This window comes from Streptomyces rubrogriseus, from assembly GCF_027947575.1.
GTDB lineage: Bacteria > Actinomycetota > Actinomycetes > Streptomycetales > Streptomycetaceae > Streptomyces > Streptomyces rubrogriseus.
The window spans coordinates 992271-1004256 of record NZ_CP116256.1 but is presented as its reverse complement, the minus strand read 5'-3'; the positions used below and the strand labels follow the sequence as shown (position 1 = coordinate 1004256).

The window sequence follows — 11986 nt, the reverse complement described above, 5'->3', positions numbered from 1 at the left end:
CTCCGGGAAGCCTCAGGCCTGGCCGCCGTCGTCCTGACCGTCGACGATTTTCAGGTCGGCGCGCTTCCCGTCATACGGATCAGGCGCGTCGGCCGGAATGCCCTGCACCGCCTGTCCCTGCGCCGCACCGTTGCCGTTGAAGACGAAGTCGGGACGGATACGCCAGTTGCGGCCGTCGGGGTAGATGAAGCCCTGAGCGGCGAGCTGTTTGAGGCCGCGGGAGACGGAAGCCTGCGACATGCCCACCTGCTCGGCGAACTTCACCTGGCTCTCCACGAGGGCCAGGCCGTGATCCTTGTGATTCTGGAGGGCGCACATCTTGTGGAACAGCTTGTACGCGCTGACGCTGAGGTCCGCGTCGGCGAGGGCCCCTTGCTGCCAGGCACCATCTCCTTCATGCCCGCCCGGACCCATGCGGCACCGGCGTACGGAAATCCCTCGGACTGGGCCGCCGGGCTGCACGAGGAGCCGCCCCGGTCCGCGCGGCACGCACCGGAGCGGCTCACGGCTGCGACCGAGGAGGCCTTCCACCTGCGGTTCCTCGCCCAGGGGGCCGTACCGGACGCGCAGATGGTCACGGTCGACGGGGTGCCGCACCTCATCGACGTGGTCTCCGGGTCGGTCGCCACGCTCACCCCGGACAGTGGGACGTGGAGTGTGCGGGAAGGCGGACCGCTGAAGTTGTGGAGCCGGATCGAGGACCTCATCGACGCCTTCGACGCTGCGGGACGGCCGGGACCGGAGACGTTCACCCTGCGGGTGGACGACGACGGACCACGGCTGCTGCACGCACGGTTTCCGCGGCTGCGACTGCGACTGCCCCAGCAGGCCCGGTGAGGTGGGTCGTCGTCGACCGATCGGTGCCCGGAGTTGCCGCTGGACGGGTCAGAGGCTCTTTCGCATGCGGATGCACATCGTCTCGTGGCGACGGATCGATCCGTCGGGTCCCTCCTCGTCCCAGGCGTCCGGTTCGCGGCCGTACGCGACGTAGCCAAGGCGCTCGTACAGGGCGCGTGCCCGGGGGTTGTCCTCCTCGACCGCGAGTTCGGCCCGGTGGAGCCCGCGGTCAAGGATTCGTTGTTCGGCTGCGCGGATGAGCAGCGTTCCCAGGCCGCAGGACTGGAGCGCCGGCAGCACGGCGAGCTGCCATATGGTTCCGGCTTCCTCGGAGGCCTGGTAGTCGATGCCGCCGATCGCCACCGGCAGGTCCACAGGAGTGCAGACGGCCAGGTAGTCCACCTCGCCCGCCGCGGCGCGGGTCAGCTCTCGCTCTACGTGGCGTAGATGGGTGGCCGAGCCGGACCAGGTGCACGCCGGCAGGTCCTGGGGCAGCAGGTCACGCACGGTGACGCGCGTGGTGATGGTGGCACAGGGGGTGTGGTCCTCGGAGGTCATGGCCGAAGCATGCGACCTCGGAGGGGGTGCGACAACGGAATTCCCCCCTGTGCCGTCTGGCCGGGACGGAAGTGCGGCCCCCTACCGCAGCGCCAGGAACCACCGCACCACGGCCGCCGTTCCCGCCTGCCGGGGGCCCCGGTGGCGGGAGCCGCCGTGGTCGGGGGTGCCGGTGAGCGCTGGGGCGTGCCCGCCGCGGGCACGCAGGGCGGCTTGGCAGAGTGACCGCGCCCGCGGTCCTTGCCCCGGAGGCGGCCCGAGCCCGGCCTAGGCGGTGCGCCGGGTCACCGGGTCAGCGGCGTCGCGCCCGTTGCCGCGAGGGACGTCTCCCAGAGCCGGGCGGCGTTGGCGGGGTCGACGGCGTACGGGCGTACGCCGTTGTCGTCCATGGGGGTGTCGAGGGCGAAGACGCGGGCGACGTCGCAGTCCGCCAGGTAGAGGCCGCCCCGGCCGTCGAGGAGGGGGGAGGTGGCGGCCCACAGGCCGGTGGCGGCACCCTGGGAGGCGGTCTTGAAGTCGGCGGCGACGACGTTGCCGTGCTCGTCCACCCAGCCGGAGTCGATCTGTTCCCGGAGCGTCATCTCCCGCTGGAGGCCGGTGATGATCTTGCCGGGGTGGAGGGCGAACGCGCGGACGCCGTCGTCCTTGCCGAGAGTGTCGAGGTGCACGGCGAACAGGGCGTTCGCGGTCTTGGCCTGACCGTAGGCCAGCCACTTGTCGTAGCCGGTGCGGAAGTGCGGGTCGTGCCGGCGGATGTCGGTCATGGCGTGTCCGGCGGAGCTGTACGCCACGACCCGCGCCCCGCCCGCGGCGGCCAGCAGCGGGTAGAGCGCGCAGGCGAGCGTGAAGTGCCCGAAGTGGTTGGCGGCGAGCTGGAATTCCCATCCGGGCCCGACCCGCCGCTCCGGGGTGGCCATGACTCCGGCGGCGGTCATCAGGAGGTCGATCCGGTCGATCCGGTCGCCGATGTGCGCGGCGGCGGAACGGACGCCGTCGAGGTCGGTCAGGTCCATGGGGACGACCTCGCTGCCCTTCACGTCCCGCAGGGCGGCTCGGGCGGTGTCGGGGCGGCGGGCGGGAACGAGGACCCGGGCCCCGGCGGCCGTCAGGGCCCGGGTGCTTTCGAGGCCGAGTCCGGAGTAGCCCCCGGTCACCACGGCGGTCACGCCCGAGAGGTCGTGGCCGGTCATGACGTCCTCGGCGGTGGTGGCGGCGGAGAAGGGGGAGTTGAGCGGCTGCTGTTCGGTGTGGGTCATGGCGCCGACGCTACGATCTAGAGCAAGGTCTAGATCAAGTCCCGGGGTGAGCGGCGTGGCCAGCACCGAAGTATCCGGAGTGTCCGAGCAGTCGCTGAGCATCGGCGAGGTGGCCGAACGGACCGGACTGAGCGTGCACGCGCTGCGCTTCTACGAGCGCGAGGGTCTGCTCGTCGGGCCGGTACGGCGCACGTCGGGCGGCAGACGGCGGTACAGCTCCTTCGACGTCGACTGGCTGCTGATCTGCGTCAAGCTCCGCGAGTCGGGCATGCCGCTGGCCGACCTCAAGCAGTTCGCCCAACTGGTGCGCCAGGGACCGGGCAACGAGGCGGAACGCCTGCGGTTGCTCGACACCCATCAACGGCGCGTCGACGCACAGATCAGGGCGCTGGAGGAGTGCCGGTCCGTCATCGCCTGGAAGGTCGGTGTCTACGCCGAGCACCTCGCGCGCGGCGAAGCCGGTGGGCTCTGGGACCCGACGGCCTGAGGTCGTGGCGGGCGCCCGGTCGGGCGTTCCGGTGGCGCCCCCGCCGGATATTCGCTGTCGCGCCCGCCCCGTGGGGGCGCAGGATGACGGCCATGACTCTGGCCACCCCCACCCTGGACACCGATCGCCTGCGGCTGCGGCCCTTCGCCGAGGACGACGCGGGCTTCCTCTACGCCATGCACAGCAGCGCGCACGTGATGCGCTACTGGGACTCCCCGCCGTGGACCGACCGGGCCCGCGCCGGGCGCTTCGTCGAGATGTGCCGGAAGATGGCGGACGACGGCACCGGCGTACGGGTGGCCGTCGACCGTGCCTCCGACGGCGCCTTCGTCGGCTGGTGCTGCCTGGTCGAGTGGAACCCGGTCTACCGCAGCGCGTCGCTGGGCTACTGCCTCGACGAGTCGATGTGGGGCCACGGCTATGCGACGGAGGCCGCGCACGCCCTGCTGCGGTGGGCCTTCGGCACACTGGACCTGAACCGGGTCCAGGCCGAGGCCGACACGCGCAACGCGGCGTCCGCCCGGGTGCTGGAGAAGGTCGGGTTCGTGCGCGAGGGGACGTTGCGGGAGGACTGCGTCGTCGACGGCGAGGTGTCCGACTCCTGGGTGTACGGGCTGATCAGGCGGGACTGGCGGCCGTCGGCCGCGCCGGGCGCCGCCCGTTGAGCGGGCCTCGGGCTGCCTCGGGCGACGGTCGTCGTGCGCCTCACCGGCGCTGTGCTCCGCGCATCAGGGCCTCGAGGTCGCGTTCACCCACGGGGGTCTGCGCCCCGTCGCGCAGGCCGCGTCCCATCAGGTGCTGGACGGAGGGCAGGGCGATCCGAGCGGCCCAGGCCTCGTTCTCGCGGGAGAGTCCGTCCGTGAGATGTTCGGCGGGCAGCGCGTGCTTGGCCGCTGCGACGACGCCTTCGGGCAGGGCGGCGATGTCTCGGGCGACGCGGTCGACGTACGCGTCGAGCCGGTCGGCCGGCAGCGCCCGGTTGATCCAGCCGTAGGCCGCCGCGGTCTCGGCGTCGAAGAGGTCCGCGGTGAGCACCGCCTCCAGCGCACGATTGCGGCCCACGCGCTCACGGAGGTACTGCGTTCCTCCTCCGCCGGGGACGATGCCCATCAGCGCCTCGATCTGGCCGATGCCGGCGGTCTCGGCGGCGGCGAAGGCCATGTCCGCGGCTGCCACGAACTCCGCCCCGCCTCCCCGGGCCTTCCCGGCGAGCTTGACGATGGTCACCTGGGGCTGGTGGCGCAGGAGTTCGCCCATCGCCTGGAAGACGTTGACGTCGTCCACCGGGCTCGACGCGGCGAGTTCCGCCAGCAGGTCCATCCGCTCTCCGATGCGCATGTCCACGTGAGCGAGGAAGAACTCCGGGTCGGCGCTGGAGAAGACGACGACCCGAATCGACGCGTCGTCCCTGAAGGCGCCCAGCACCGTGCGCAGTTCGCGCATCATCGTCGCGTCGAGGACGTTGACCGGCGGGTTGTCGAGGACTATCCGGGCGACGCCGTCTTCGACGTCCACGCGCAGGGTCGCCCAGTCATGGGTGTTCAAGGGAATCTCCGTCGGTTGTCGATAGACATGTAGGTTTGCGATGCATACCTACCGTCGGCGACGCGTTCGGGACGGTCAAGAACGCACTTCGGGAGAACCAGGGATCATGAGTGATACCGACCCCTACGGCGTTGCCGCGGGCGCACCCGTCGTCTTCCGGGCGGACTGCCCCAGCCGGCCGATCCTCGACCAGATCGCGGACAAGTGGTCGATGATGGTCATGGCGCTCCTGGAGCGGCCCATGCGCTTCAACGAGCTGAAACGCCGCCTGGAGGGCGTGACGCAGCGCGTCCTCACCCAGACTCTGCGCCGCCTGGAGCGGAACGGAATGATCGAGCGAAGGGTACTGCCGACCTCGCCGGTCGGCGTCGAGTACTCGCTCACGGCGCTCGGTGAGTCCCTGCGCGAGCCCTTCGGGCATCTGTACAGCTGGACCGTCGAGCACGGCGAGGAGATCCAGAACTGCCGACGGGCCTACGACAGCAGGACCTGAGCACGGCCGTCGGCCCGTTGATCCCACCTGGGCGGGCCGACGGGAGGGACGCTGCGCGATCTTGGCACGTTCCGCACGCGTCCGTGCCGTGTTCGCCTGCCGCACCCCTGCTGTTCGCCGTCCCTGGCTACCTTCGCGTGGCCCGGTCCGGCAGCAGGAGAGGTATGTCCATGAGCGCCCCTGTCCACCGCACCTCCGAACGGCCATCCGCAGCCGCCCTGGCAGCGGCCCGGCAGCGTCGGGAGGAAGGGCGGGCCGGGAGTTCGTCCGGGTCCGGGACCTCGGCGGAGCAGGCCCTCCTCGGGCTCCAGTCCAGCGCCGGCAACCGGGCGACGTCCGCCACGGTGCAGCGCGCCAGGGGCAGGACCCTGGAACGGACCCCGGGGACCGAGACCGCCCGTCCCGGCTCCGCGCCCGGCGCCCGGCGCGGAGCCACCGGTCCCACCCGGCGCGGCTCCGAGTCCGGCGCCCACGGCATGGAGGTCGACCCCGCCCTCCGGGAACAGGCCACCACCGCGAGGCGCGCCGCCCTCGCGGCCGGCTTCACGCCCTCGGGCCGCACCCGACGCGGCTCCGACACCGACACCCGGCCCGGCCCGGCGGGTCCCGCCCGGCGCGGGTCCGAGTCCGGCACCCGGGGCATGGAGGCCGACCCGGCCCTCCGGGAACAGGCCACCGCCGCGAGGCGCGCCGCCGAAGAGAAGGCGGCGGCCGAAGAGGCGGCGGAAACGCGACGACGCGTGCGCGCGGGGGCGGAAGCCGCTGCAGCCACGGCGCGGACCCGCAGTACCGCGAAGAAGGCGGCACGCGAGGCGGCGGTCAAGGGGGCACGCCGCCTCGAAGAAGCGGAAGCGGCCGCGGCGGAAGCGGCGGAGATACAGCGACGACGTCGCACGGGGGCCGAGGCGGCGGCGGCCAAGGGACGGGAGCGCGTCGCGGCGGCCGAGGCAGCGGCGGCGGAAGAGGACCGGCTGCGCCGCGAAGCGGAGGCGGCCGCCGAAGCGGACCGGCGCCGCCGCCTCGAAGAGGAAGCACGCCCGCCCGTCGTGGAGGCGACAGCAACACCCGCCGGCGTCGAGGAGGAGGCGGCGCGCACCGCCGTGGAAGAGGAGGAAGAAGCACGCACCGCCGTCGAGGAAGTCACGCTCACCCCGGAAGCGCGCGCGGCCAGAGACGCACGCCTCGCCGAACTCGCGACCCTCTTCACCCCGTCGGGCCGCACGCGACGCGGCTCGGACCTCGACGTCCGCCCCGACCACGCCGACCTCACCCGACGCGGCTCCGACTCCGGCATCCGGTACGCCGAGTTCGGCACCGGTACCTGGGAACGCACCGACACGACCGGGGACGACACAGCCACCACCGCCACCGAGGAAGCGGCGCCCCCCGCCGAGGAGACGGCACCCCCCGCGGAGGAGGAGGCACGCCGCTCCGAGGAACGCGCCGCCGCCGACACCAGGGCGGAGGTCAGGAGTGACCGTCTGAAGGCGGTCGCCGAGAACGCGGACCAGGGCAAGCGGCTCCTCGATCCCACGGACGCCCTGGCCAAGGGTGTCCAGGCCCCCACCGCCGCGGGCCTCGGCCAGGAGGCCACCGAAATGGCCGCCAACGCCCCGAAGCCTGACACGAGCGGCGGGTCGGGCGCCGAAGCCCTGAAGCACGACGCCTCCGCCACGGGGGTCTCCGGCGCGTCGCTGAGCGCCGTCACGGAACTCCTCTCCTTCGGAGCCAGCGTCGCGGATTCGTTCAGGAACCTGAGGACGGCCCTGAACAAGGGCAGCGGAGCCGGGTACCACAACGCGCACAAGAAGGGGAAGACCAAGGCGACCGACGCGGGCGTGAGCGTGCTCAGTACGGGTGCCAACGCCGGCACCATCGCCAAGGAAGCGGTCAAGCTGCAGGGTGTGGCAAGCACCGCGGCCTCCGCCGAGGCGAGCGGGGTGCTCAGCGGTGTCGCCGGTGTGGCCAAGAGCGTCCGGGCCGCTTTCAAGTCCAAGGGCGCGATCGAGAAGATCCACGGTCTGCGGCAGCTCCAGAAGGCCAACGAGGCTCACTCCAAACGGCTGCTCCGACTGGAGGCCGAGGCCAACACCGCCGAGCTGAACGCCCGTTTCGCCCGCGAAGCCGTGGAGCGCGCGAGGAACGACCGCGAAGGCCGTACGGAGGACCAGTGGGCGGCAGGCATCAGGACCGCCGGGGCCGCGTACGAGCAGGCGGCGCTGATCGAGGCCCGGGCCAAGGCCGACTTCCTGAGTAACGCGCGGGACCTGGAGGACCTGAACTTCGCCACGAGTCTCGCGAAGAGCAGGAAGGTCAGCCAGGCGGCCAAGGAGCTGGGGGGCGGCTTCGTGGGCGAGGGCCTCAAGGGAGCGGGCGGCATCGCCACCGTGGCCATCGTCGCCACCGGGGCTCTGGCGTCCAACCCCGCGGGCTGGATCACTGCCGCGGTAGGGGCGGGCCTCGTTCTCACCACCGCCGCCTACAAGGGGGGCAGTGCGGCCTACGGACGGTTCCAGGAGGCTCACCACCCCGAGCTCTACACGCCGGAGGGCGAGCCGATACCGACGGCCAAGGACGCCGGGGACTCGCTGCTGCACGCCATGAAGTTCTGGAAGAAGATCACGAGGTACAAGCGCCAGCTGGCGGCACACAAGATCTACAACATGGTCTCGCGTGAGAACACCGATCCCGCCCTGCGCGCCTCCGCCCTGCAATTGCTGACCTTGATCAAGGCCGGTCACACGGACCACAAGATGGATGAGGCCGAGTGGGAGGCGAGCCTCAGGCAACCGGCGAAGAAGGCCGAGTGGATCAAGGAGATCACAGACCAGCTCGCCTCCAGTTGACGCGGCGGGGCGGGAGCAGGGGGAAGCAGGCGATACGGGCCCCCTGCTTCCGCCCCGCTCGGCCGGCCCGGGCAGCCGGGCCGTCCCGCTCAGCCGTCGGACGGATGCCCGCCCGGCGCCCCCCGCAGCGCCTCCCCCAGCACCTCCCGCATCCCGACGGGCTCCCGGCCCAGCAGCGCGGCCAGCGTCGGGTCGGTCGTGGCGAACTCGCCGGCGCGGGCGGCGGCGAAGATGCCGAGGAGCTGGTCGGCGTACTGCTCGGGGACGCCCTGGGCCACCAGCTGGTCGCGGAAACCGGCCTCGGGTGCGGTGCTCCGCGTGAACTCCCGGCCCGTCACCTCGGTGGCGAGGGCCGCGATGTCGTCGAAGGTCAGCGCCCGCGAGGCGGTGAGGGGCGGGGTGGGACCGTCGATGCGGCCCTCGTCGGCCAGGACGGCGGCGGTGGCCTCGGCGAGGTCGGCGTGCGTGGTCCAGGCGACCGGGCCGTCCGCGGGAAGCAGGATCTCGCCGGTCTCCAGGGCGTGACCGAGGAAGCGCGTCGCGCTGGCGGCGTAGAAGCCGTTGCGCAGTGAGGTGAAGGGGACTCCGCAGCCGCGCAGGATCTCCTCGGTGGCGGCGTGGTCGCGGCAGGCCTGGAAGTGGGACTCCGCGCCGGCCCCCATCTGACTGGTGTAGAGGATGCGGCGGGCGCCCGCCGTGACGGCCGCCTCGATCGCGGTGCGGTGCTGCTCGACGCACTCCTCGCCCAGTTTGTCCACGGAGACGACGAGGACCTGGGCGGCACCCTCGAAGGCGTGGGCGAGGCTCCCGGCGTCCGTGAAGTCGCCCCTCCGGACCCGCACCCCCTGGTCGGCGAAGGCCCGCGCCCGCGGATGGCCCGGGTCGCGGACGCTGACGCCGACCTGTTCCGCCGGCACGCGGGCGAGCAGGTGCTCGACGGTCCGACGGCCCAGCTGTCCGGTGGCTCCGGTAACGATGATCATGACGCGCTCCCGTGTTCAGGCTGTTGCACGCACCGGGTGCACCGGTTGCGTTGTTTCCAGTGGAATCACTTAAACAGTAACAGCGATAATCACGATGGCAACACCAAAGCGGTATCGTTGACCGCATGCCCTCTCGTTCCGACCAGACCCGGCAGCGGGTCATCGAGGCCGCCATCGGCCTGCTGACCCGCGGCGGCCGCGACGCCGTCACCACGCGGGCGGTCGCCGAGGCGGCGGGGCTTCAGCCGCCGGCCATCTACCGGCTGTTCGGCGACAAGGACGGGCTGCTCGACGCGGTCGCCGAGCACGGCTTCGCGAGCTTTCTCGCCACCAAGCACGTCGACCCCGACCCGCCGGACCCCATCGAGGACCTGCGGGACGGCTGGGACCTGGCGGTCGAGTTCGGTCTGGCCAATCCCGCGCTGTACACGCTGATGTACACCGAACCGGCGCGGACGGGTTCGGCCGCCTTCAAGGCCGGCATGGAGATCCTGATGGCCCGCATGCGGCGGCTCGCCGCCGGCGGATGGCTCCGCGTGGACCAGGAGCTGGCTGCTCAGATCATCCACGCCACGGCGCGCGGCGCGGTGCTCACCTGGCTCTCCCTGCCCGAGGACCGGCGCGACCCGGCCCTGTTCACCACCCTGCGCGAGTCGATGGTCGCCGCCGTCACCCACGAGCGCCCGGCCGTGCGGGACGCCGGCCCGCAGGGCGCGGCCCGCGCGCTGCGCGCCACGCTCCCCGAGCAGACGGTGCTGAGCGAGGCGGAGCAGCGGCTGCTCGGCGAGTGGCTGAAGCGCCTCTCCGACACCGACTGAGCCACTATCAGGACCTCGTCCGGCGGGCCAACTCCCTTTTCAGCCACAGTGGTTCGGTCGTCATCGACGCATTTTTCGCGCCAAAGCCCCGACGCTTCCAAGCCGTGATCACGAGTCCGGCACCGTGCATGAGCACAACGTGAGCACAAGCGGTATGGTCCCCTTCCGTATGCCGAACGCCGGTCGCGGATACGGGAGTTCGAGGCGCCTCGGGACGCGCGGTCCCGCTCCGTCTCGAGGCCGCGTCATCGGCACCCCCTGCTCGTGCCGGCCCTCGCGTGTTCCCGGGAGATCCATGTCCTGCGCCTTCGCCGTCGACCGCGTCGCTGGCCGACTCCGCGGCACGGGACGACCGTGGCAGACACCGGTCCGCTCCGGCCTGTTGAGAGCCCGGTCGTCATCGGGCCGGCCGGCGCCCCGCCCTGCGCGCCGGCCCGCCTCGGCCACCTCGCCCACACCGACGGCTTCCGATCCGTGAGGACTCGATGACTGAACTGATAGTGACCGCCACCGCCGTGCTGGCGGTGGCCGGAGCCGGGGCCGCGTGGTACTTCCGGCGCAAGGCCGGGCAGGCCCGGCGCCGCGGCGAGCAGCTGCGCGAGCACGCCGACCGGCTGACCCTGCAACTCGTCGCGGCGGAGCAGTGCGTGGGACACCTCGCGGCCGCCGTGATCCCGGCGGTGGCGAAGGGCGGCCCCGGCGGCTCGGGCCCCGAGGGCGGTCTGCTCGTGCCGGCGCAGCTCGACGGGACCCCGCTCGCCGAGCGGCTGCGTGCCGTGCCCGGCGCGGTGGCCTCGGCGGTGGGCGACGTACGGGCCGAGGAGCGGGCGGCCGCCGAACGGGCCGCGGCGCACGCGGCCGAGCGGGTACGGCAGGACACCGAGCGGCAGATCGCCCAGGCCCGCCGCGAGTCCGTCGGCGTGGCCCGGGCCGCCGTGCGCGGCTTCGCCAACAACGTCGTGGCCCGCTCCGCGCGGCTCGGCCGGGCCGTCAGCCAGGGCGTACGGCGGCACATCTCGGACGAGGCGTACGCGACGCTCGTGGAGATCGACCACCTCACGCAGCAGATGCTGCTCACCGCGTCGGGGTACTCCGTGCTCGCCGGCGACAAGCTGTCCCGGCGCTGGCCCGCCACCACGCTGACCGACATCGTGCGGGCGGCCATGGGCCGGATCGAGGGGTACGAGCGGATCAAGCACCCCGAGATGGGGTCCGTGGTGGTCGAGGGCCGCGCCGTGGAGGCGGTCGTGCACGCGCTCGCCGTACTGCTGGACAACGCGCTGCGCTACTCGCCGCCCGCCGCCAGTGTCCACGTCTCGCTTGAGCAGGGGCACCACGCGTGCTTCCTGATCGTGGACGACGCGGGACTGCGCATGGACGACGAGCGGCTGCTGTGGGCCAGCGACGTGATGTCCGGCGAACAGCGCGACGACATCACGCGCCTGGGCGCCCACCCCCAGACCGGGCTGCGCGTCGCCTCCCTGCTGGCGGAGAGCTACGGCTTCCGCGTCGAGCTGACCGCGCCCAACATCTACCAGGGGACCCGGGCCATGGTCGTCCTGCCGAAGAACCTGATCGTCGACCCCGCGGCGGCCCAGCCGGCACCGAGGCCTGCCGCCCAGGCGGCCCGACCGGCCCCCGCCGGTCCGGCGGCCCCGGCGGCCCCGGCGGGTCCGGTGGCCCAGGCGGTGGCCGCGCCCCCGTCGAGCCCGCGCCCGTGCCCGAGGCCGGCGTCCCGGCGTCCGCGGCAGTCGCCGGGCCCGCCGCGCCAGCCGCGCCGGGCGAGCCCGTCGCCGCGCCCGCGACGTCCCCGGCCGGAACCCCCGCCGGAACCCCGGCCGGAACCCCGGCCGGAACCCCGGCCGCAGCGGCCGTACCCGACCCGGCGACCCCCACCTCCGCGCCCTCCGCCACCACCGCCAGCGGTCTGACCGTCCGCCGGCGCTCCGCCGCGCCCGCCCCCGCGCGGCGCCCGGCCGCCCCCGACGACACCGAGCCCGGCCGCCCCGCCGTCGCCGCCGCCTGGGCGGCCGGGACCCGCCGCGGCCGGGACGGGGAGCAGCCCTCTCCGGCCTCCGCCGGCACCGCGACCCGCCCCGCATCCGGCACCGCGACCCACACCGCCGCCCGCACCACCCCCCACGACGCCGCTGACGACGAAGG

11 protein-coding genes and 1 pseudogene are annotated in these 11986 nt (G+C 73.1%); 7 read left to right on the top strand and 5 right to left on the bottom strand.

What is annotated here, in order from left to right; all coding sequences use genetic code 11:
* Positions 1–12: 12 nt before the first annotated feature.
* Positions 13–414, bottom strand: coding sequence for a cyclic nucleotide-binding domain-containing protein (locus tag Sru02f_RS04375; RefSeq protein WP_167469612.1), 402 nt, complete (start codon positions 412–414; stop codon positions 13–15).
* Between Sru02f_RS04375 and Sru02f_RS04370 the strand changes: the two are divergent.
* Positions 364–837, top strand: a pseudogene (locus tag Sru02f_RS04370) (ATP-grasp peptide maturase system methyltransferase); the annotation flags it as partial. The gene Sru02f_RS04375 and the pseudogene Sru02f_RS04370 overlap by 51 nt on opposite strands.
* Before the next feature lie 48 nt (positions 838–885).
* Here the strand turns inward: Sru02f_RS04370 and Sru02f_RS04365 are convergent.
* Positions 886–1395, bottom strand: a complete 510-nt coding sequence (locus Sru02f_RS04365; protein ID WP_109032714.1) for a GNAT family N-acetyltransferase — start codon at positions 1393–1395, stop codon at positions 886–888.
* A gap of 284 nt (positions 1396–1679) precedes the next feature.
* Positions 1680–2651, bottom strand: coding sequence for an SDR family NAD(P)-dependent oxidoreductase (locus Sru02f_RS04360; RefSeq protein ID WP_109032713.1), 972 nt, complete (start codon positions 2649–2651; stop codon positions 1680–1682).
* A gap of 55 nt (positions 2652–2706) precedes the next feature.
* Here Sru02f_RS04360 and Sru02f_RS04355 point away from each other — a divergent pair, with 55 nt between their 5' ends.
* Both Sru02f_RS04355 and Sru02f_RS04350 read left to right on the top strand, forming a co-directional pair.
* Entirely contained in the window at positions 2707–3138 is a 432-nt protein-coding gene (locus tag Sru02f_RS04355; protein ID WP_218030718.1) for a MerR family transcriptional regulator, read from the top strand.
* Between the two features lie 92 nt (positions 3139–3230).
* Positions 3231–3803: a GNAT family N-acetyltransferase gene (locus Sru02f_RS04350; RefSeq protein WP_174855122.1), complete on the top strand. Its 573-nt coding sequence runs from the start codon at positions 3231–3233 to the stop codon at positions 3801–3803.
* Between the two features lie 40 nt (positions 3804–3843).
* On the opposite strand, the gene Sru02f_RS04345 is transcribed toward Sru02f_RS04350, so the two are convergent.
* A complete protein-coding gene (locus Sru02f_RS04345; protein WP_109032710.1) occupies positions 3844–4683 on the bottom strand; it encodes an enoyl-CoA hydratase/isomerase family protein in 840 nt (279 codons plus the stop codon).
* A 106-nt stretch (positions 4684–4789) separates the two neighbouring features.
* On the opposite strand from Sru02f_RS04345, the gene Sru02f_RS04340 reads away from it, so the two are divergent.
* Positions 4790–5176 carry a winged helix-turn-helix transcriptional regulator gene (locus Sru02f_RS04340; protein WP_109032709.1) on the top strand — a complete coding sequence of 129 codons (387 nt, stop codon included), beginning with the start codon at positions 4790–4792 and terminating at the stop codon, positions 5174–5176.
* A 170-nt stretch (positions 5177–5346) separates the two neighbouring features.
* Positions 5347–8022, top strand: a complete 2676-nt coding sequence (locus Sru02f_RS04335) for a hypothetical protein (protein ID WP_244941885.1) — start codon at positions 5347–5349, stop codon at positions 8020–8022.
* An 89-nt stretch (positions 8023–8111) separates the two neighbouring features.
* Here the strand turns inward: Sru02f_RS04335 and Sru02f_RS04330 are convergent, their stop codons facing one another.
* Positions 8112–9005: an SDR family oxidoreductase gene (locus Sru02f_RS04330; RefSeq protein WP_109032707.1), complete on the bottom strand. Its 894-nt coding sequence runs from the start codon at positions 9003–9005 to the stop codon at positions 8112–8114.
* A gap of 125 nt (positions 9006–9130) precedes the next feature.
* Here Sru02f_RS04330 and Sru02f_RS04325 point away from each other — a divergent pair, with 125 nt between their 5' ends.
* Both Sru02f_RS04325 and Sru02f_RS04320 read left to right on the top strand, forming a co-directional pair.
* Positions 9131–9823 carry a TetR/AcrR family transcriptional regulator gene (locus tag Sru02f_RS04325; RefSeq protein ID WP_109032706.1) on the top strand — a complete coding sequence of 231 codons (693 nt, stop codon included), beginning with the start codon at positions 9131–9133 and terminating at the stop codon, positions 9821–9823.
* Between the two features lie 485 nt (positions 9824–10308).
* The gene (locus tag Sru02f_RS04320) at positions 10309–11754 is read left to right on the top strand and encodes an ATP-binding protein (RefSeq protein WP_373103385.1); all 1446 of its coding nucleotides are present in this window, start codon (positions 10309–10311) and stop codon (positions 11752–11754) included.
* The last annotated feature ends 232 nt before the right edge of the window (positions 11755–11986 follow it).